Raw genomic sequence first — 20475 nt, forward strand, 5'->3', positions numbered from 1 at the left:
TTTTTCACGCGCGCAATCAGGGAGTCGAGCTCCGTCCTGCTGGCGACGAACATAGACAATCCTCACAAATGATGCAACACGGCCCGGCTGGCCGTGCTTCTGCAAATCTTCAACTGGCGATTTCGGCACGCACAATCGCTATCAATATGTTGGCGCTAGACACCGAGATCGCGCGGCATATTGGTGCGCCACAATTGCATGACGGTCTCGAGCGAAGTGGTGCCGAAATCCATGTCCGAGAACATTTCCTTGACGGCGAATCCAATGTCGAGATCGCCTTCGAGCACGATTCGCCGGCTATAAAACAGCGTGTCGAAAGGCGTTTCGCCGCCGATCACCGAGCGAAAATCCTCGAACGTCGCGCTCATTTTGAGGTCGACTTCGCCGGGCTCCGGGAGCGCTTCGAATACGCCATCGCTGACCGCGAAATCGAAACGCACGCCAATGTCGGCGACCTGCGCCTGCAGCGCGCGACCTTCGAGTAACGAGAGGGTTTTCGCGGGGATATCGTGCCGCAGGGTTTTATTCAGCACGTTGACGAGCGCTTCGGAGCCGGGAAGCGTCGGCATGCACGACAGCATGCCGCCGAGCGCGACCGAAATGCGATAAAGATAGTCATTCATACGGCGAGCCTTTCTGGATATCGATCATGTCTGGACCTCGTGCTGCAAGTGCTTGATGCGCCGTTACGTCGCCCGTTGCCGCGTGGTGTTTTTTTATCCACGCGGTAACGGGCGAATTTCCGGCGACTGAATCACGCCGGAAATTCACGTGTCAGGCACGTTTAAAAACGGTGGCGAATACCGATACGCGCGACCGTCTGAACGTTGCTGCTCGACGCATCTTCGGTGGTGTTCTGGCCGCTCAATTGCGCTTGTGCGCCCTTGTTCGCGATCTGATACAGCGCCATCGCGTACACGCTCGTGTTCTTCGAGAGCGAGTATTCGGCGATGCCCGACAGCTGGTTGGCGTGGTTGTTATCGACGGTCTGATTGCCCTTCATATACATGTACGATGCGCCCATCTTGAACGCGCTCGTGAAGTGATATTCGGCGCCCGCGGTGGCCTCCCAGACAGAACCGCCGTTCTCCGAGTTATGCACGGTCGTGAACAGCGCGTTGGTGCGCCAGTTGCCGAAGTCGTAATGCGCACCCGCGCCCCAGCGACGCACGCTGATCTGCGGCGAACCCGCCGTGTACGTCTTGATGTTCGTATAAGCCGCGTCTGCGCCGAACGAGGCCGCCTTGTAGCTCAGCGAGAAGCTCTGCGCGTTGCCTGCGCCCACTGAACCCGCGACGTTGCCGAATGCGTACATCGCGCCGAAGTTGAATCCGCCGAATCGCGGCGAGACATACTTCACCGAGTTCGTAACCGGCGTGCCGCCGCTCATCATGTCCCAGTCGAACGACCCTGTCGGGTTACCCGGCAGATCGAGCTTCTGGAACGGACCGGCGCGGAAATCGTAGAAGTGACCGGACAGCTCCGAGGGATCGTCTCCGTTGAAGAACAGCGTGTCCGTCATGAATTCATACTGATTCCCCACCGTGAACTTGCCGAAACGGTCGTTCTGCAGACCCACCAGCGAGGTGCGCGAAAAGAGACTTTGGTCCGCCGTGAATTCACCGGTATCGACCGAGAACTGATCCACCAGTTCGAAGATGGCCTTGGTGCCACCGCCGAGATCCTCGACACCGCGCAGGCCCAGCAGATCAGGCCCGTTGACGCCGTCGTCCATCATGAAGTTGCGTGTGCCGCCCTGGTTGCTCACATAGTTGATGCCGACATCCATTTGGCCCCACAGCGTCACACTGCTCTGCGCATGCGCGACCGATGCCGTCAGCACCCCTGCCGCGACGAGCGCCGCCGATAATACGATCCTGGTCATTAGTAATCCTGTGTTAGTTCTTCACAACCGTGCGGACTACGCTCTGGTTTCCCCACCCGCGCAACGAGGCGTAACCGCACTACCCACCGACGACTTCGTTTTAGATTTTTCGACCGCTAATCCACCGCGGTTGAATCCAGTCAATCGAAAATCCGTGCCATCACTCGATTGACTTCCCCACTTTCACTGCGACAAATAATCACGCCTTCAAAATAAATGGCTGATCGCCACTGCAAGACTTTCCGGATATTTCGCTACGCTTGCCAACCCGGCTCAGGTAGCGATCAATCCGGCACTTCACCCGCGTGACGTGCACACGCCGGCAACACACGTGCCTGCAGCAATACTCAAACAACTCACGTGAAATTCATCGAGGCAAAATCTTGTTCCCGCATGAATTTCGAGTGGATTCTGGTTCCTAAATCTATTTTTTTCATTGACCTTAATCATTTCAATAAGCCATATTGTTTCGCTGTGGAAGCCATAACAAAACGGTAATTCCCGCTTTATTCTCCGGTGTTTATATTTTTTCCCAGACGCGTTTAGCGTCGAATCCAAGGAGAATTGAATTGGCACACAACGATCACAGCGGTGACACAGAACCGCGCGTGCATGACCTGCGCTCGGCCCTCCAGGTCCTCGGCGACCTCCCGGGCGAACTCGTCCAGACCAGCGTCGAAGTCGATCCGCACGCAGAACTCTCGGGTGTCTATCGTTATGTAGGCGCCGGCGGTACCTGTTCACGCCCCACACGACGCGGCGGTCCCGCCATGATCTTCAATAAGGTCAAAGGCTTCCCCGATTTCCGTGTCGCCATCGGCCTGCTGGGCTCGCGTAAGCGCGTCGGCAAACTACTGAACTGCGAGCCGAAGAAACTCGGCTTCCTGCTCAAGGACGCCGTGCTCAATCCGATCCCGCCGGTCACCGTCGGCAAGGAAAAGGCGCAGTGCCAGGAAGTCGTTCACCTCGCAACGGAGCCGGGTTTCGATCTGCGCACGCTGCTGCCCGCACCGACCAACACCGAGGAAGACGCAGGTCCGTACGTGACGATGGGTCTGTGCTACGCGGCCGATCCGGAAACGGGCGAGCATGACGTGACGATTCACCGCCTCTGCGTGCAAAGCAAGGACGAACTCTCGATGTGGCTCACGCCGGGCCGCCATATCGACGCGTTCCGCCAGAAGGCCGAAGCCGCCGGCAAGCCGCTGCCGATTTCGGTCAGCATCGGCGTCGATCCGGCTATTTACGTGGCAGCGTGTTTCGAACCGCCGACGACGCCGCTCGGTTTCGACGAACTGAACGTGGCCGGCGCGCTGCGCAATAAAGCCGTCGAACTGTCGAACTGTCTGACCGTCAACGCGCGTGCCATCGCTCACGCCGAAATCGTGATCGAAGGCGAATTGCTGCCGATCGTGCGCGTACGCGAAGACCAGAACACCGACACCGGCAAGGCCATGCCGGAATTCCCCGGTTATACCGGCGAAGCAAAGGACGCGATTCCCGTTATCAAGGTGAAGGCCATTACGCATCGTCGTAATCCGATCCTGCAAACGACCGTCGGCCCCGGCGAAGAGCACGTGAACATGGCCGGCATTCCGACCGAAGCCAGCATTCTGCAGATGGTCGAACGCGCCATGCCGGGCAAACTGCTCAACGTCTACGCGCACAACTCGGGCGGCGGCAAGCTGCTCGCCGTGATGCAATTCAAGAAGTCGGCGCCCGTGGACGAAGGTCGTCAACGTCAAGCCGCGCTGCTCGCGTTCTCGTCGTTCCCGGAACTCAAGCACGTGATTCTCGTTGACGAAGACGTGGATATCTTCGACACCGACGACGTGCTGTGGGCCATGCAAACGCGTTATCAGGGCGACGTGAGCCACGTGGCCATTCCGGGCGTGCGCTGCCATCCGCTCGATCCGTCGCAGATTCCGGAATACAGCCCGAGCATTCTCGAACAGGGCGCGTCGTGCAAAACGATTTTCGACTGCACGGTCCCGTTCAAGCTCAAGCATCATTTCGAGCGTTCGAAGTTCAAGGAAGTCGATGTGCGTCGTTTCCTGCCCGACTTCGTGCCGGACGAAGTCTAGGCACGCAAGATCAGGCGGTTTATCTGAGCACCGCCTGAATTCGCGTTGAACGGCCTGCCGCCGATGATGAGTTCCAGCATGGAGCGCGTCACCGGCGGCAGAATCGTCAGATGCGATATTCCGCAGATTCAACAGGTTTTTTCCATGCACGCCTTTCCCGCACGCATCTCCGACTTCATGTCGACCCATCACGTCCTGAGCCTTGCCGTGGTCGACGGCGACACGCCGTGGTCGGCCAGCTGCTTTTACGCATTCGAACCGAACACCGCGAGCGTGCTCGTGATGACCAGCGTGAAAACGCGGCATGGTCACGCGATGCAAAGCCGCCCGATTGTTTCAGCGACGGTTTCCGAACAACCTGAACGTCTTCGCGATATACGCGGCGTGCAGTTTTCGGCGTTCGCCTCGCGGCTTTCCGGTGCGGAGCTCGAAGCCGCGATGGATCGCTACCTCATCCGTCACCCGGTTGCGCGCCTGCGTCCCACCGACCTGTGGCGTCTGTCGATCGAACACATCAAGCTCACCGATAACAGCCTGGTTTTCGCGCGAAAAACCATTTGGCAACGCGACGAATAACATTGACCGTTCCTCGGTGCTGCGCGGTTATTGCGATTGATTTTCCGCGCTTCGCTTTTCCCTTTGCCTGCTGTCACGACAGCGATCGCTCCTGAATCGCTATCTCCTTTCTGTCTTCATTGAGTCGATTTACCGCAGCTTATTGCGGTAGATATCGCTTCGTCTTTTTCTCGAACTGTGCGTGATTCACTTACGTCGAATCGCACGTACGTTCAAAACACTCTGAGCCCGTCTCCTTTCGCACATTCGCGCATTCGCGCCGTCAACAATCGCGTCTGCACTGCGGCAGTGTGCTGCATCGGTTTTTGACACTCATCAATGTGCCACGGCATCGTTCAGCTTCGCGAACTCACACCATATAAAGTGCACAAATTAATAACAACCACAACATATGGTGCAAAAACACATGCCAAACGCGTTGACTCCCAACCCTACGCAAGCTCCGCATGACGACAAGTCGGGGCTTACCGTCGATGTCGCCTCGACCATCGTCGAGTATCTCAATCGCTCGGATTGGCGCGTCAATGCAAACGCCAATCAAGGCTGGAGTCTGGGCGGCCTGATTCTGAATACGAGCGGCAAGGTCATTGCGAATTACTGGCTCAATAATGTGTATTCCGCCGATATCGGCGCGGCACATCGCGATGGATCGTTGCATATTCACGACCTCGATATGTTGTCGGGCTATTGCGCCGGCTGGTCGCTGCGCAGCCTGCTGCAGGAAGGATTTAATGGCGTTCCCGGAAAAGTGGAGGCGAATCCGCCGCGGCACTTATCCGCGGCCGTTGGTCAGATCGTGAATTTCCTCGGCACCTTGCAAAACGAATGGGCCGGCGCACAGGCGTTTTCGTCGTTCGATACGTATATGGCGCCGTATGTGCGCGTCGACAATCTCAGCTATACCGAGGTGAAACAGTGCATCCAGGAACTGGTCTACAACCTGAATGTACCGAGCCGCTGGGGCACGCAAACGCCCTTCACGAACCTGACATTCGACTGGACCTGCCCTGACGATCTGAAGCATCAGGTGCCTTATGTCGGCGGCCAGGAAATGCCATTCACCTATGGCGATCTGGGCGCGGAAATGGATATGATCAACCGCGCCTATATCGAGGTGATGTCAGCCGGCGACGCGCGCGGACGCAGCTTCACTTTCCCGATTCCGACCTACAACATCACGCACGATTTCGACTGGACGCATCCGAATACCGAGCGCCTGTTTGAAATGACCGCGCGCTACGGTCAGCCGTATTTCCAGAACTTTCTGAACAGTGAACTCGAACCCCATATGGTGCGTTCGATGTGCTGTCGTCTCCAGCTCGATCTCCGCGAATTGCTCAAACGCGGTAACGGTCTGTTTGGATCGGCGGAACAAACGGGCAGCGTGGGCGTGGTGACGCTCAATTGCGCACGAATCGGCTATGAATGCCGTGGCGATGAAGACCGCGTCTACGCGCGCGTGAATGCGTTGCTCGATCTATCGAGAGAAAGCCTCGAAGTGAAACGCGCCTTGATTCAGGATCTGATGGATAAAGGTTTGTATCCGTATACCAAGCGGTATCTGGGGACGTTGCGCAATCACTTCAGCACCATCGGCGTGAATGGCGTGAACGAGATGATCCGCAATTTCTATGGCGATACGGAGGACATTACGACCTCGCGCGGACACGATTTCGCAATACGACTGATGGATCACGTGCGTGAGCGGCTTGCGGAGTTTCAGCAGGAAACCGGCCATCTCTTCAATCTCGAAGCCACGCCCGCCGAAGGCGCAACGTACCGGTTCGCCAAGGAAGACCGCCGCCGTTTTGCCGATATTCTTCAGGCGGGTACGCCGGATCAGCCCTATTACACCAACTCGACGCAGCTACCTGCCTCCTGGACCGACGATCCGTTCGAAGCACTCGAACAACAGGAACCGCTGCAGGCGAAGTACACGGGCGGCACGGTGTTGCATCTGTATATGAATGAGGCGGTGTCGTCGGCGGAGGCTTGCCGCGAATTGGTGAAGCGCGCGCTCGCGGGTTTCCGCGTGCCGTATATCACCGTGACGCCCACATTCTCGGTGTGCCCGAAACATGGCTATCTCAGCGGCCGCCATGAATTCTGTCCGAAGTGCGATGAAGCCTTGCTGCGCGAAAAGGCCGAAGCCGAGCTAGCCTGAGCAATTTCATCTCGGACGATTCAATATCGCTCTTCCATTTCCCGCTTTCTCAACGCCTCAAGGAGGCATTATGTCCCAGCAACAAGTCCAAACTTCTCACGCAACATCGGCGCAGCTCGCCCTGAAAGAAGAGGAACGCACGCGCTGCGAAATCTGGACGCGCGTCATGGGTTATCACCGTCCGGTTTCGGCATTCAACATCGGCAAACAAGGTGAATTCTCCGAACGCTGCTTCTTCCGCGAACGCACATGAGCCATCACGACGAGCCGACACCTTCGCCGAAGCTCGGCGGCGTCGTGCGCTTCTCCAGTTGCGATTACCCGGGCAAACTCGCGTGCGTCGTGTTTGTCTCGGGTTGCCCGTGGCGCTGCCACTATTGCCACAATCCGCACCTGCAAACCCGCAACAGCTCGCCCGATCGGCCCTCGTGGCCGTCGATCGCGGCGTGGCTCGAACGCCGTAAAGGGATGCTCGACGCAGTGGTCTTTTGCGGTGGCGAACCACTGGTCGAGCGCTTTCTTCCGTCGATGATGGCGGACGTGAAAGCGCTCGGCTTTCGCGTTGCGCTGCATACGGGCGGTGGCTATCCGGATCGACTGACGGCGTGCTTGCCCTTGATCGACTGGATCGGCTTCGATGTCAAGGCGCCGTTCGAGCGCTACGCGGGCGTCACGCAGATTGCGCGCAGCGGAGACGCGGCACGACGTTCACTGGATCTCATCGTCGAAAGCGGTATTGAATTCGAATGCCGCACGACGATCCACCCCGCGCTGCTCACCGAAGACGATCTGGTCGACATTTCAACCGAACTCGTCGCGCGCGGCATCACGAAACTGGTGTTGCAGACTTTCCGGCGTGACGGCGTTCAAACCGGCGGTCCGCTCGATGCGCCGCTGCCTGCCGGCTATCCGCCCGCTTCCACGATCGCGCGATTGCAGCAGTCGCTCTCGATCGTGGAAGTGCGCGCGCATTGATTCACACATCGTCTTTTCCAAAAGAGAAATGAAAAACACCGCACTCGAAGTGCGGTGTTTTTATTTGACGCGCGCGAAGCGCGTTCGATGCTTAGTGAACGAAGTGAGCCCACAGATGCGAAATCGGCATGACGATCACGAGCGCAGGAATCATGTTCGCAACCGGGAATGCCTTGACGCCGCAGATACGGAAGCCCGTGGCCAGCATGATCAGCCCGCCGACCGCCGAGAAGTCCGCCATCATGTCCGGCGTCGTCATCGGGAGAATCATTGCTGCGAGTGCGGCCAGCAAGAGCTGAATCACGAGTTGCGGAATCGCGATCGATGCCACGGCATAGCCGAGTGCCGTTGCGAAAATCGCCGACGTGAACAGGTCGAGAATCGTCTTGATGTAGAGAATCGACGGATCGCCGGTCATCCCTTCGTGCATCGCGCCAAAAATCCCGGTTCCGCTCGCACAGAACAACACGAGAATGGCCACGAATCGCTCGGTAAATTCAGCTTGCCCCAGCCCTGAATTCGACGGCAAATAGCGGTCGACCACGCCTCGCGTCGAACCGGCGAGTTTGCCGATGAACTTCTCCAGATAGATGATTTCACCGATGGCAGCACCCAGGATCAGTGCGAGCACCACGGCCGGCATGAACTTGACCTTGATGATCAGCGTGATGCCAAGCCCCATCGACGCGAGACCGAACGTTTGCGGCAGTGCGAGACGCAGACGCTCGGACAGCCGCGTGCCCAGGAATGCACCCGCGCAACCGCCGACAACCACGGCCGACCCGTTGAAATATGGACCAATCAGCATGTTCTTTACCCCAAGTAAATTTCAGTTATCAGCTTTGTTGTGACCACTCAAGCGTTTGATTCACCCCAGCGAGGCAAATCGGGTACTTCGAGTCCAAATAGATCCAGCGCGCGCCCGACGGTGTGAGTCAGGATCTGATCCACCGTCGTGGGTCGCTGATAGAGCGCCGGCGTCGGCGGAAAAATGATGCCGCCCATTTCCGTGACACGACGCATGTTGTCGATGTGCGCGAGGTTCAGCGGCGTTTCGCGTGCGAGCAGCACGAGACGGCGGCGCTCTTTCAGCACAACGTCGGCGGCGCGGGTGAGCAGGTTGTCGGATTGCGCGGAAGCAATCGACGCAAGCGAGCGCATCGAACAGGGCGCGACCAGCATGCCCACGGTTCGAAACGATCCACTGGAGATGGAGGCGCCGAGATTCGTAATCGGGTGGACGACGTCGGCGAGTTCCAGAACTTCCTCGCGGGAATAGTCGGTTTCCAGCTCACGAGTCAATTCGGCGCCACGCGACATGACCATGTGCACTTCCACATTCATGCCGCGCAACAGTTGCAGCGCCTTGACGCCGTACTGAAATCCCGTAGCCCCACTGATACCAACAATGATTCGCTGGCGCATCATGCCAGTCCTCCATTTAAATCTTTAAACCGAATTGCGGCGCCTGATTGCTTCGTCACACTCACTCGTCGCTACCCTTATGGACTTCTCTTACGCACTTCCCTTCTGCACTGCTTCACTCTGAAATGCGACGATTAACCACACCTGATTTTCATTACGCAATATTTATTTCCTTTTAGCTCGACGGATTATTCAGACGTTTCACCCTGACGCCCCCTATCCCGACGGAGGCCCATCCACGCTGGCGTTCCGCCCGGAACGACCATCGATTCGACTGCTTCCCGGAACACTTCGTAAGCCAAATCTTTATCCCGGAGCCAATATAGGCAACAACGGTCGATGCCAAAATTACCGTTTCGATATGGCACATTAAGCAAAAAAATATATGCCTCGTGAATTTGATTCGAATCAGAAATCGCCCATCTCAATTTGTTAGAATCGGCCGCGGAGGGAATATGGACCTAAAGCGATTGCGTTATTTCTGTGCCGTTATTGAGCAGGGAAATGTTTCAAAAGCAGCACGATTCTTGAATATCGCCCAGCCGGCGCTCAGCAAGCGGCTCAGCGAACTGGAAGAGGAAATTGGGGCGCTGCTGTTTTTGCGGGGCATCCGGCACATCGAGGCCACGCCCGCCGGACTACACCTCTACCGTCGGGCTTGCGAAATTCTTCAGAGCGTGGACAACGCCACGCGCGAAACCATCATCATCTCGAAGACGGAAACGCAGACACTCCGTATCGGCGTATCCCATCTCTACCAGCGTTTTTTCCAGTCGCTGATCCTCGAAATCCACCGCCGTCACCCCGATATTCACATTCGCCTCACGGTCTCCGACTCCAGCTACATCGAAATGCTGTTGCGCAACGGGCTGATCGACGTCGCGCTGATCCAGAAACCGTCGAATCCGAGCGGCTACGACTGCCTCAATTTCCAGCCGATCAGTGCCGTCGCGGTCATGACGCCGACGCTGGCAAAAGATCTTCCCGATCGCGCACTATCGCTGTGCGAAATCGCGAAATTTCCGTTGATGCTGTTGCGTCGCGGTGAAGGTCCGGGAATTTATGAACTGGTGAAAGACCGGCTCGAACGCGCGAGCGGCGAACTGAAGGCCGTTATGTCGGTATCGCAGCCGTCCGTGATTCTCGACTGGATCGAGACCGGTCTCGATTGCGCGAGTATCCTCCCGGCCTCCGAAGTCGATCAGGAAAAGTGGAAGCATTGCCGCGTGTTTCCGATCTCCTCAACGTTCGCTGCGTTTTATCCAAGCATCGTGAAGATGTCGGCGTCTTCGCATATGGCGGCGGTGATGGATATCGTGAAAGACGGGCATTGGAATAGCGCACTCGCAGAGCGCGCCTAGTAATCGTGGAAGCACGGCCCGCTGGCATAGCGGGCCGCGACGTTCAGATGGGCGTCGGCATGAAGCGTCAAACTCATCGTGACCCACTAAGTGGCGGACGGCGGTCGTCAAAGACATCGTCAGCCCACCGGATCCCGTTCTTCTATAGTCTGGCAGTGCTTCCACTGACCTGAGCATCGAGGGACACAATGAGAGATCAGTCTGCATCCTCCGCTGGCCGTTCGCTCTATCGCGCCACCTGTGGCTGTCGAAGCACGCTCGCCGTGAACTTCAACCGCCGGTTCACCGAGGCGCTTTCCCGACGTAACACATTGAAAGGCATCGCGGCTGGCATGGCCGTCGCCGCGCTTAGCCCGGCGTCGCTCGCGCAGTCCCAACCGGACGATCGCCCTATTCTTCTGCGAGGCGCAAGGATATTCGACGGCACCCGCAGCAAGCTCATCGACGGTCACGACGTGCTTATCGAGCGCAACATGATCTCCGCGCTGATCCCCACAGGCCAGACAGTCGAGAATGCGCGCGTCATCGATTGCACACGCAAGGTGGTCATGCCGGGGCTAATCGACGCGCATTGGCATTCGATATTCGCGGCGGTACCGGCCAGCACCGCGCTCGCGCCGAATATCGATGTCAATTACGTCTATTTGCTCGCGGCGCAAGAAGCGGAGAGAACGCTGATGCGCGGGTTCACGACGGTCCGTGACGTTGGCGGGCCGTCGTTCGCGCTGAAAAGAATCGTCGATGAAAAGCGTTTCGCCGGTCCGAGGATTTATCCCTCGGGCGCGATGATCTCGCAGACATCCGGGCACGGCGATTTCCGCAATCCCAATGAGGTGTCGAATCCCGCGCTCTGCTCTTTGAGCGCTGCGGAAGTTGCCGGCGTATCGGCCATCGCCGATGGCGTGCCGGAAGTGCTGAAAAAAACCCGCGAACAACTGATGCTCGGCGCCAGCCAGATAAAGATCATGGCCGGCGGCGGCGTTTCGTCGCTATTCGATCCACTGGATTCGCTTCAATACACGCTGGACGAGATGCGGGCAGCGGTCAACGCCGCCAGCGACTGGGGAACCTATGTCTGCGCCCATGTCTATACATCGGCGGGAATACAGCGGGCTTTGTCGAGCGGCGTGAAGTCCATCGAGCACGGTCAGCTCGCCGACGAGGACACCGTCAAGAAAATTGTGGATGCCGGTGCGTGGTGGAGCATTCAACCATTCCTCAACGACGAAGACGCGAATCCAAAGGCGACCGCTGAACAACGCGCGATGCAGAAGTCGATTGCGGAAGGCACGGTACGCGCATTCGAATTAGGCCAGAAACATAAGGCAAAAATGGCGTGGGGCACCGATATTCTTTTCAACCCGCAAGGCACGCGCACACAAGGGCGGCAGCTCACCAAACTCTCGCAATGGTTCGATACGACGGATGTTCTGCGACTCGCGACGAGTCGTAACGCCGAGCTGGTCGCCCTCTCCGGGCCACGGAATCCGTACCCCGGAAAACTGGGCGTGATCGAGGCGGGCGCACTCGCCGATATTCTGGTTGTGGATGGCGATCCCCTCGCCCAAATCGATCTGCTCGCCGATCCGGAATCGCACATTCAACTGATCATGAAGGACGGACATATCTACAAGAACAGTCTGTCCGTTTAGCCGCATCTGAAACCAACGAACAGGTGAATGCCCGGCGGCGTCGAATCTTTTGTGCTTCAATGCAGGTGCAAGCTCACCATGACGGAGGGCGTCACGTTGGCCACGGATTTCACGCCAGACCACTCATCATCAGGATCGGCAAGCACGCGCACTGGGCGCGGCATCGCGTTTGAAGCGGTCCATAATGTGCGCGATTTTCGTGGTTTGCCAACATCGGATGGCTTTCAGGTATCGCCTCGCAAATTGTTTCGCGGCGGCAATCCGGCGCACGCCACGCAGAACGACATGGCGGTATTGCGCGCACTGCGTCTGAACGTGATCGTCGACTTGCGATCGACCACCGAAAAGCCCGCTGCGGAGCAAGCGTTCGATCAGGCCATGCCGCGTGAAGCCCAACCGGTATTCGGCGCGAACTTTTCCATGGAAAACCTGATGCGCAGTCTGCGCGGCCGGACACCGGACGACGCCAGCGCGCTCATGATCGACCTGTATGAAAGACTCGCGCGCGAAGGCACGGCCTCATTTCGCGCGCTGTTCAAGCATGCCGAACGCGGCGAGACGCTGCTCTTTCATTGCACGGCTGGAAAGGACCGCACGGGTTTCGCGGCCGCGCTGTTGCTGATGGCGCTGGGCGTCGACGATGTGGCAATACGCGCCGATTACCTTGAATCGAATCGCGCCAATCTTCGTTTCAACGAAGCGGCTCGCGCGGTCGCCGTGCGCGAGCAGGTGGATCCCGACGTCGTCGGTCCGTTGCTCGAAGTGCGGGAGGCGTATCTCGACGCGGGACTTCATGCAATCGTGCGAGAACACGGAACGATTGCGCGTTTCCTGCGCGACGCGCTTCAGGCCGATATCGAAGCAATACGCCGTCACTATCTCGTCGCCCTTTGAATTGCGAGTCAGAACAGATGCTCCGCGACGAAGCGCGGCCCGTCGCCCACTTCGTCCGCGATGACGTGATTCACGCCCGTCACCGCGTCCAACGCGTCGCGCACCTGTGCAACGTGCGCATCCGTGCGGAGCACGTGAACATTCGGCCCGGCATCGATCGTCGCGCACACTTCGAGGCCATCGTCACGCCACCTTCGCACCGCTTCCAGCACGGCGAGCGTGGCCGGTTGCCAGTAAAACGTGGGCGGCGTGGCGGACATGGCGATCAGATGCAGGTCGATGGCTTCTTCTTCGACCGCTTGCGCGAGGCGTCGGAAATCGCGTGCAAGCAAAGCGCTACGCACCCGTTCGTGACGCGCAGGGAGATGTTCAAGGCGCGTGGCGAAATACGGACTCGTCGATGCGCGACGATGACCTTCGCGCGAACTCACGCGCTTGTGTTCCGTATTCACAACCGCGATCAGATCGTGCAATCGCCAGTGCCGCTCGCCCGCGATCTGACGCGCGCCGCTTTCGGGATCGTCCGCGAGGCCCGGCCACTCGACGTAACCGCCGAGCACCGAGCGCGCCGCGGATCCCGAGCCCGACAAGCGAGCGAGCCGCGAGAGTGCCTCGCTGTCCGCGTCATAACCGAGCGCGCGGCACACCGCGATGGTCAAAGCAGCGAAGCCGGACGCGGACGACGCGATACCCGCCCCCGTCGGAAAGTTATTGGTGGTGACGACGCGCAGCGACATCCGCGCGCCACCATACGCGCGCAGACGCTCGATGTGTTGCAATACGCCGTCCAGAAACGCCGGCGGCGGCGTTTCGAGTTCGCCCTGTTCGTTCAGCCAGCTCACCTCGTCCTTGCCGTTTGCGCCAGGCGCAACGGTGCAGCGCGAGACGCAGTGACGCAAGGTCATCGACAAGGATGGATTGGCGGGCAGCACGCGCTCGGCGTCCTGCGTGCCCCAGTATTTGATCAGCGCGATATTCGCGGCGGCGACGGCAGTGTGCTTCATGCGAACGTCTCCACGGTGTAGCCGGGCGCCGCAAGCGCCACGGGGATCGGCGTATGGCTTCGTAGCCCTGTGGGCAACGGTTCGGGCGGCGCGTCGGGCCAGATGACCAGCAGCGCGCCCGCACTGTCTCCGTGGATCGCCCCCGCGCCGCATATTTTTGCGGCGCCGCCCGCGCATTCGATCTCGCGGATGGTCGCCTGAACCCGCGCGGGCACGACGCCGATGTCCTCGAGACTGCCCTCGTAATCGCGCACGAGATTCACCATCGCGGCGCGCGAACGCGGCGGCGGTGAGGCCAGCATCGCGATGAACGTTTGCGTCGTGCGCGTCATACGATCGAGCAGCGAACGATCCGCACGTGTGAAATGAGGTTTCACGGCCGCGACCACGGCGCCCGTCGCATCGTCGGCCGCGCCCGTATCGTAGACCGCGACATGGCCGAGCAGATCGCGCAAGTTGGCGAGCCCGGCTTCGACCGGCCGCACGTCGAGACGCCCCGACGCATCGCGCACCGCTCGCGCAACGCCGCCTAGCAACACCGCATGATGATCGATGCCTGACGGACGGCCATGCTGCCGACGCTCCGCCTGCAACGCGATCGTGGCCACGCCCTCCGGATCGGGCGCGCGCCCCTGGCTCGCCAGCAAGCCCGCCGCGAGGCTCACCGCCAGCGCCGCCGAACTGCCGAATCCCGCACCGATCGGAATCGTCGAACGAAGCTGGATCGACGCGCCCGGCAACGCATGATGGCCCACATACTGAAGGCACTCGCCGATCACGATCTTCACCAGATGCGCCGGGTCCGTTCCGCGCACGCGCGCGAAGTTATCGGGTGTGGGCGTCGCGTCGAAATGTTCCCAGCGCAGTCGCGCGCGTCGCGCGTAGTCGTGCAATTCGCGCCAGTCGCTGACTTGCGTTGAAGCGATGTCCGGCAAATCGAGCGTCACCGTTTCGTCGTTGTCTGCGACACGCTCGATCGTGACGCAACTGCGCAGCCCGATGGCCGCGATCACCGCCGGACATCCGTAGACTGCCGCGTGTTCGCCCATAAGGATGAGCTTGCCTGGCGCCGATGCAATCGCGCCGCGTAGCGTCGTCATGACAGATTGGCAGGCCGCCCGAGTTCCGCATGCGCTCGCGCAAGATGATGCGCGGAGAGCGCCGCCAATGTCGATATTTCTCCCGCGAGCACGACGGCACCGAGAATTTGCGCGAGCCGCAGCGCAGCGTCGCCCGCCGTGCTGTCCGTGTTGCCGGTGCTGATGCCGGTGCTGATGCCGGTGCTGATGCCGGTGCTGATGCCGGTGCTGATGCCGAGTAGCCCGAGCGCTTCGGCCTGCGTGCTGAGCGCGGTGCCGCCGCCGATCGCCGCCACCGGCGCATCGGGCAGAAACACGGACGCATACGCCGCGCCGTCCTCGCGCGGCTCGATGCAGGTCACACCCAGCGCGCCTTCCGCGACCTGAGCGACGTCTTGCCCCGTAGCGAGAAAAAACGCCGCGACGATGTTCGCATAGTGCGAATTGAAACCGAGCGCGCCCGCCATGATCGAGCCGAGCTGATTCTTCCGATATTGCACTTCGCACAGCGCGCTTGCCGTCGTTTTCAGGCAGCGTTGCAGAACGTCGCGAGACAGCACGGTTTCCGCGTAAATGCGTTTTCCGCGCCCTTCGATGAAATTCAGCGCGGCCGGCTTTTTATCGACGCAATAATTGCCCGACACGGCGACGCATTCCACGCCCGTCTCCGGTCCGATCAGTTCTTCGACGACGCGCGCGCACGCGATCGTGGCCATGTTCATACCCATCGCGTCGCCACACGTAAAGCGAAAACGCAAATACACCGTCGAGCCGACGAGTTGCGGGCGAATGGCCTGCAAACGCAGATATCGGCTGGTCGATTCGCAGATCTGCCGGATTTCATTTTCGTGCGCCGCGACCCACGCGACGAATTCGAGACTTTGCAGAATACCCGACGTGCGAAATACCGGTGCTCGCGTCATGCCGACATCGTCGACGTGAACGACCGCGCCACCGCTATCGCGTACGGCGCGGCAACCGCGTCCCGTACTCGCAATCAGCGCGCCTTCGGTGGTCGCGAGCGGCACGAATATTTCTTCGTTTTCGCCGATGTGATCGCTCAATATCCGCAGAGGGCCAACCACGCCCAACGGAATTTGCGTGACGCCAATCAGGTTTTCGACTTTCGCTGTGCGCACGTCCATTGAATATTCGCCCGTCGACGCGAGACTGACGCCGCAGCGTGCCTCGATGGCGCGTCGCCGCCCTGCCGCCGCCTCGCTGACCGACAATCCCGCCGGCGTTTCATGAAGACGCCGCGTGCCCGACGCCAGTTCACGCTCCCACGCATTCAATGCAAAATTGCTTTCCGGCAGGCTGGCCATGGCTGTGTCCTTTCAAACTCGCGACGACGTGGCGCAAAGCCGCGCCCACGTGCGTTGCCGGGTTATCCGAATTGAACGGTCTTTAGCGATCAGGCGTCTGAAAACAGTCAAGCGACATACTCGTAATACTCGATGCCGATGTCCTGAAACTGTTGGGTATATTCGAGGCCGACACGGTCGATCACGAATTCGTCGTGCGGTTCGTAGCGCACGCCGGGCGCCGCGCCGCGATCGTGCATCGCTTCATAAGCGGTCTGATTCAGATCGATCGCGTCGTCGAGTGCAACGTTCACGCCGATGCGCGCCGCGTGCGCTTCCCAGCCATCGCATACGCGCAGCGGGATCGCTTCCGCCGCGTCGCCGCTGCCATAGCCGATTGCGGCCATCTGCGTACCCGCGAGCGGCAAATCGCGCCGCGCGGCTTCATCGAAACCCGCCGCAATCCACGCAGGCAGCGCCGCCGTGTAGAGGTTGCCGAGATTCGCCATGACCTCCGAGCCGAGGTACATTTTGTCTCCCAGCATCGCCTGAAAATCCGCCTGCTTGCGCAAGGTGTTCGCCGCCGCGCTGGCCGCGCCGAACGGGTCCATCGCGTTGCGCTCGAAGGTCGCGTAGCTGCGCAAATCGGGTTGCGATAACACGTCGCGCCTGACGTCGTCCGCAGCGACGCCCGCGCTCGCGCAGAGCTTGTCGAAATCGGCATTCGCACACAGGGCCATCGAGCGAACCTGGAGCATGGCCATCGCTTGCACCGGCATCATTCGATAAGGGCGGTGAAAGAACAATGCCGACACGCCCTGATAAAAGGTCTCGGGCGAGATTTCGAGCTTGTCGAGCATGAGATCGACTGCGTGCGCCGTTTCGTCGAGATAGGACGAGATCGAATAACGGCCGTTGAAAACCGGGTAGTCGGCAAACCGCCCTTCGCCGCGCGCATAGCCGCGTATGAAATGACGACCGACGGGTTTGCGGAAATCGATCACCCGGAAATCCGATGCGCTGCCTGCGTGCATCAAATCCCATTCGAGCATCTTTGGCGTGCGCTCGATAAGCATCGCGACTGCTCCGGCTCCCTGCGTCGGCTCGCCACTGCTGCCGCGCGCGTATTCCGCGGCATCGGCGCTCACGACAATCGCACTGCGGCCCGCGCCATCTTGAGACACGTAACGAACCGCGCCTTTGATCGCATAGATGCCACCGAGGCACGCATGTTTGAATTCGGGGACTTCGAGTTGCCGTGGCAAGCGTGGAAGCCCGAGACTTTCGAGCCCGCGATCGACGAGCCCGCGAATGATGATCGCGCCGGCCGCATTATCGGTGCTGGATTCCGTGCCGAGCGCGAGGAAACCGATCTGGAGCGGATCGAGTTCATTGTTCCGGATGAGCCGCAAGACGGCATTGGCCGCCATCGTGTACACATTCTCGTGCGGCCCGCGCAGACGAAAACTCGAACCCACCGTGCTGGAAATTTTCTCCCAGTTATGGTCCGTCCACTCGCACCACGATTCGAGTGAAACCCGGAAACGGGGAACGTAGAGTGCAACGGCGCTCAATCCAGGGTTGCTGGAAAATGCATTCATGACGACGATTCCAGGACGTTGAAGCTGCGAGAAGATTCAGACGCGCGGATTGTTTCTGAAACTGAAAACGAAAATACCAATCCGGGACGCATGCGGTGGATAGAGGATTTTCAAAATCTCATGAAGGTCAGTTTAGTCGAGAAAAAATTGCGCTTCGCAATATTAATTGGGCGCGAATCATATTATCTATATTGAATTTTATTCGGGACGTTAGCTTTCCACGGCCATGCCTGAACATAGCTTTCAAAGGCCAGACTGCAGCGCGAAGCGCCGATTGCGCGCTGGAGTTCAAGATCTCCGCTCGCCCCTTGCAAAATCAGAATAATTCGATCGCACATTTCCAATTTCAAAACACTGAAATTCACAGATGGATTACATCGATCTGGACACTCAATCTCGACTCACGATTATCAGACGTGTTGTGTTTTCGCAAATAAATGCGTTTGAGATATTCAATCGAGAAATATCTTTCCCACGACAATAATTTGTAGTATTTCGTAGGTTATGGAGTCTGATCACCTCCAGAACACAGGACTCGTCCTTTACGGAGTGCGCGATGAACGAATGCGATCGCCGTTGTCACCGGCGGCATGCGCCGAATGGCATCGATCGCGCCGGATTCCGTCACGCATCGCCGTCACGCCATGCCGGGCGACTCCGCCGCATTCCGGCTTCCATCGGCGCGTGGCTCGCGCTGCTTACCTCCCTGCCCGCACACGCGCAATACGACATCGTGATCGGGCCCGGGAGCTACGACTACTCGCAGCAGTTCAATAACATCAGCGGACAGATCGTGGGCTCCACAACGATCGATCCCCAACTGCCTTATCCTTCGATGCTCGGCGGCGCTGGCGTGTCTGTCGAATCAGGCGGATCGGCGGTGATTGCGCCCGATGCGGGATCGACGCCCGGCAATATCCAGATCTATGCGCACTATGCGAGCGGACCGCCAAACGACGGACTGTATGTGTCGAGCGGAACGCTGACGGTCAACGGAAGCAGTCACGGTTACGGCACATACGTCACGACGGACGGCCTCACCGTGTTTGGCATTTACGCGCCGTTTTCAAGCTCGCTGACAACGCCGACCACGCTCGACGCAACGAACCTCTACATCACGACAGCAGGCGACAGCGCCGACGGCATCCGCGCGTACGGCACGACCATGGGCGCGCCGGTCATCACCTTGCGCGACTCGTCGATCACGACGTCGAGCGGCTTCACCGGCGCCTATGGCGTGCGCGCCTTTGTCAATTCCGGCACGGTGGGCCCGACGATCAACCTCATCAATACCGATGTGAGCGCGCTCGGCACATCGACGTATGGCATCGTGTCGGCGTCGTCGACGATCAACCTCGTCAACGGCTCGGTGACGACCATCGCGCAAAGTGCCTACGCGATCTACGCTTACAACGCCTCGACCGTTACAGCGAACGGCACGCGCTTCGTCACCAGCGGCACATCGGGTATCGGACTGTACGAGAGCGGCGCAACGACGGCCACCCTCACCAACGCCGCCTTTTCCACTACCGGTGACAACGCGCACGGCATTTACGACACGGCGTCCACGCTCGTCGCAAACGGCGGATCGATCCACACGACCGGGTCGAGCGCCTATGGGATCTGGCTCGCCGGCGGCGCAACGGGAACGATCGACGGCCTGAGCGTGCAGACGGACGGCGCCTCCGCACGCGGCATCTACGTGAACGGCGCGGGCACGACGGCAACGCTGCGCAACGACCGCATCTCGACGTCCGCCGACAACAGCTTCGGGCTCTATATCACGCCCAGCGCGTCGGTCACGGCGAGCGATACGAGCATCTCGACGTCCGGCGCGACGGCCTACGGCATTTACGTGGGCAACAGCGCGAGCCTCGGCATGCAGGGCGGCAGCGTCGTGACATCGGGCGGCACCGCCTACGCGATCTGGGTCGCGAGCGGCAGCACGGCGTCGGTCGCGAACGCGACGATCAACACGACAGGCGCCAGCGCGCGCGGCGTCTATGTCAACGGCGAAGGCTCGAACGCGACGCTCACCAACGACGCGATCGTCACCACCGGCAGCCAGAGCTACGGCGTCAATGGAACGTCCAGCGCCGTCGTGACCATGCTGGGCGGCAGCGTCTCCACGAGCGCCGCGAGCACGTATGGCGTGTGGTTTTCGAATAGCGCGTTCGGCAGCCTGAACGGCACGGCGATCAACAGCTCGGGCAGCAACGGATACGGCGTGCTCGTCGGCGGCCTCGCCGCGAGCGTGAGCGCCACGGACGTGACGATCGCGACGAGCGGCAGCAGCGCGGCCGGCTACTACGTGTGGAGCACCGGCGTGCTGAACGCATATGGCGGCAGCGTGACGACGACCGGGCCGGGCGCGGCGGGCGTGCTCGTCGACGGCCTGTCGAGCGCGACGCTCGCGCGCGATTCGCGCGGCGCGGGCACGAACGTGGTCACGACCGGCAGCGCATCGCCAG

General features: G+C 59.8%; 17 protein-coding genes. 9 read left to right on the top strand and 8 right to left on the bottom strand.

Annotated features, from left to right (window positions below):
• Positions 1-155: 155 nt before the first annotated feature.
• Together G3N97_RS24510 and G3N97_RS24515 are read right to left on the bottom strand one after the other, a co-directional pair.
• Positions 156-623 (bottom strand): SCP2 sterol-binding domain-containing protein, encoded by a 468-nt coding sequence (locus G3N97_RS24510; protein ID WP_205992734.1) that lies wholly within the window; start codon positions 621-623, stop codon positions 156-158.
• Positions 624-784: 161 nt separating this feature from the next.
• Positions 785-1885 (bottom strand): porin, encoded by a 1101-nt coding sequence (locus tag G3N97_RS24515; protein ID WP_205995560.1) that lies wholly within the window; start codon positions 1883-1885, stop codon positions 785-787.
• A 569-nt stretch (positions 1886-2454) separates the two neighbouring features.
• On the opposite strand from G3N97_RS24515, the gene G3N97_RS24520 reads away from it, so the two are divergent.
• From G3N97_RS24520 to G3N97_RS24540, 5 genes are all read left to right on the top strand, one after another.
• Complete coding sequence (locus tag G3N97_RS24520; protein ID WP_205995562.1) at positions 2455-3969, top strand: UbiD family decarboxylase; 1515 nt, start codon at positions 2455-2457, stop codon at positions 3967-3969.
• A 45-nt stretch (positions 3970-4014) separates the two neighbouring features.
• Positions 4015-4545, top strand: a complete 531-nt coding sequence (locus tag G3N97_RS24525; RefSeq protein ID WP_205995564.1) for a hypothetical protein — start codon at positions 4015-4017, stop codon at positions 4543-4545.
• A gap of 406 nt (positions 4546-4951) precedes the next feature.
• The gene (locus G3N97_RS24530; RefSeq protein ID WP_205995566.1) at positions 4952-6709 is read left to right on the top strand and encodes a ribonucleoside triphosphate reductase; all 1758 of its coding nucleotides are present in this window, start codon (positions 4952-4954) and stop codon (positions 6707-6709) included.
• 70 nt (positions 6710-6779) lie between these two features.
• Positions 6780-6962 (top strand): anaerobic ribonucleoside-triphosphate reductase, encoded by a 183-nt coding sequence (gene nrdD, locus G3N97_RS24535; protein WP_205995568.1) that lies wholly within the window; start codon positions 6780-6782, stop codon positions 6960-6962.
• A complete protein-coding gene (locus G3N97_RS24540; protein ID WP_205995570.1) occupies positions 6959-7684 on the top strand; it encodes an anaerobic ribonucleoside-triphosphate reductase activating protein in 726 nt (241 codons plus the stop codon). The genes nrdD and G3N97_RS24540 overlap by 4 nt, the downstream gene beginning before the upstream one ends.
• Positions 7685-7775: 91 nt before the next feature.
• Here G3N97_RS24540 and G3N97_RS24545 read toward each other — a convergent pair whose 3' ends face one another.
• The gene (locus tag G3N97_RS24545; protein ID WP_205995573.1) at positions 7776-8492 is read right to left on the bottom strand and encodes a DUF554 domain-containing protein; all 717 of its coding nucleotides are present in this window, start codon (positions 8490-8492) and stop codon (positions 7776-7778) included.
• Between the two features lie 47 nt (positions 8493-8539).
• Entirely contained in the window at positions 8540-9112 is a 573-nt protein-coding gene (locus G3N97_RS24550) for a UbiX family flavin prenyltransferase (RefSeq protein ID WP_205995574.1), read from the bottom strand.
• A 452-nt stretch (positions 9113-9564) separates the two neighbouring features.
• Between G3N97_RS24550 and G3N97_RS24555 the strand changes: the two genes are divergently transcribed.
• The 3 genes from G3N97_RS24555 (at position 9565) to G3N97_RS24565 (ending at position 13016) form a co-directional block, all read left to right on the top strand.
• The gene (locus G3N97_RS24555; RefSeq protein WP_205995576.1) at positions 9565-10470 is read left to right on the top strand and encodes a LysR family transcriptional regulator; all 906 of its coding nucleotides are present in this window, start codon (positions 9565-9567) and stop codon (positions 10468-10470) included.
• A gap of 188 nt (positions 10471-10658) precedes the next feature.
• Positions 10659-12122, top strand: a complete 1464-nt coding sequence (locus G3N97_RS24560; protein ID WP_205995578.1) for an amidohydrolase family protein — start codon at positions 10659-10661, stop codon at positions 12120-12122.
• A gap of 78 nt (positions 12123-12200) precedes the next feature.
• Positions 12201-13016 (top strand): tyrosine-protein phosphatase, encoded by an 816-nt coding sequence (locus G3N97_RS24565; protein ID WP_241030813.1) that lies wholly within the window; start codon positions 12201-12203, stop codon positions 13014-13016.
• Between the two features lie 8 nt (positions 13017-13024).
• Here G3N97_RS24565 and mvaD read toward each other — a convergent pair whose 3' ends face one another.
• The 4 genes from mvaD to G3N97_RS24585 form a co-directional block, all read right to left on the bottom strand.
• On the bottom strand, positions 13025-14020 hold the full coding sequence (gene mvaD / locus G3N97_RS24570; protein WP_205995582.1) for a diphosphomevalonate decarboxylase: 996 nt from the start codon (positions 14018-14020) through the stop codon (positions 13025-13027).
• Positions 14017-15120, bottom strand: a complete 1104-nt coding sequence (locus tag G3N97_RS24575; RefSeq protein WP_205995583.1) for a hypothetical protein — start codon at positions 15118-15120, stop codon at positions 14017-14019. Before G3N97_RS24575 ends, mvaD begins: the two co-directional genes overlap by 4 nt.
• Positions 15117-16424 carry a hydroxymethylglutaryl-CoA reductase gene (locus G3N97_RS24580; protein ID WP_205995584.1) on the bottom strand — a complete coding sequence of 436 codons (1308 nt, stop codon included), beginning with the start codon at positions 16422-16424 and terminating at the stop codon, positions 15117-15119. The genes G3N97_RS24575 and G3N97_RS24580 overlap by 4 nt, the downstream gene beginning before the upstream one ends.
• Before the next feature lie 107 nt (positions 16425-16531).
• Positions 16532-18004 (bottom strand): hypothetical protein, encoded by a 1473-nt coding sequence (locus G3N97_RS24585; protein WP_205995585.1) that lies wholly within the window; start codon positions 18002-18004, stop codon positions 16532-16534.
• Positions 18005-18560: 556 nt separating this feature from the next.
• Here G3N97_RS24585 and G3N97_RS24590 point away from each other — a divergent pair.
• Positions 18561-20475 (top strand): hypothetical protein (locus tag G3N97_RS24590; RefSeq protein ID WP_205995586.1); only part of this gene is annotated, 1915 nt, incomplete at its 3' end.

The sequence above is a fragment of the Paraburkholderia sp. Ac-20347 genome (assembly GCF_017104805.1).
Classification (GTDB): Bacteria; Pseudomonadota; Gammaproteobacteria; order Burkholderiales; family Burkholderiaceae; genus Paraburkholderia; species Paraburkholderia tropica.

Excerpts from the sequence above, each read along its gene's own strand:
- G3N97_RS24510 (WP_205992734.1), bottom strand. The coding sequence starts at position 623 with ATGAATGACTATCTTTATCGCATTTCGGTCGCGCTCGGCGGCATGCTG.
- G3N97_RS24515 (WP_205995560.1), bottom strand. The coding sequence starts at position 1,885 with ATGACCAGGATCGTATTATCGGCGGCGCTCGTCGCGGCAGGGGTGCTG.
- G3N97_RS24530 (WP_205995566.1), top strand. The coding sequence starts at position 4,952 with ATGCCAAACGCGTTGACTCCCAACCCTACGCAAGCTCCGCATGACGAC.
- nrdD (WP_205995568.1), top strand. The coding sequence starts at position 6,780 with ATGTCCCAGCAACAAGTCCAAACTTCTCACGCAACATCGGCGCAGCTC.
- G3N97_RS24540 (WP_205995570.1), top strand. The coding sequence starts at position 6,959 with ATGAGCCATCACGACGAGCCGACACCTTCGCCGAAGCTCGGCGGCGTC.
- G3N97_RS24545 (WP_205995573.1), bottom strand. The coding sequence starts at position 8,492 with ATGCTGATTGGTCCATATTTCAACGGGTCGGCCGTGGTTGTCGGCGGT.
- G3N97_RS24550 (WP_205995574.1), bottom strand. The coding sequence starts at position 9,112 with ATGATGCGCCAGCGAATCATTGTTGGTATCAGTGGGGCTACGGGATTT.
- G3N97_RS24555 (WP_205995576.1), top strand. The coding sequence starts at position 9,565 with ATGGACCTAAAGCGATTGCGTTATTTCTGTGCCGTTATTGAGCAGGGA.
- G3N97_RS24560 (WP_205995578.1), top strand. The coding sequence starts at position 10,659 with ATGAGAGATCAGTCTGCATCCTCCGCTGGCCGTTCGCTCTATCGCGCC.
- G3N97_RS24565 (WP_241030813.1), top strand. The coding sequence starts at position 12,201 with ATGACGGAGGGCGTCACGTTGGCCACGGATTTCACGCCAGACCACTCA.
- mvaD (WP_205995582.1), bottom strand. The coding sequence starts at position 14,020 with ATGAAGCACACTGCCGTCGCCGCCGCGAATATCGCGCTGATCAAATAC.
- G3N97_RS24575 (WP_205995583.1), bottom strand. The coding sequence starts at position 15,120 with ATGACGACGCTACGCGGCGCGATTGCATCGGCGCCAGGCAAGCTCATC.
- G3N97_RS24580 (WP_205995584.1), bottom strand. The coding sequence starts at position 16,424 with ATGGCCAGCCTGCCGGAAAGCAATTTTGCATTGAATGCGTGGGAGCGT.
- G3N97_RS24585 (WP_205995585.1), bottom strand. The coding sequence starts at position 18,004 with ATGAATGCATTTTCCAGCAACCCTGGATTGAGCGCCGTTGCACTCTAC.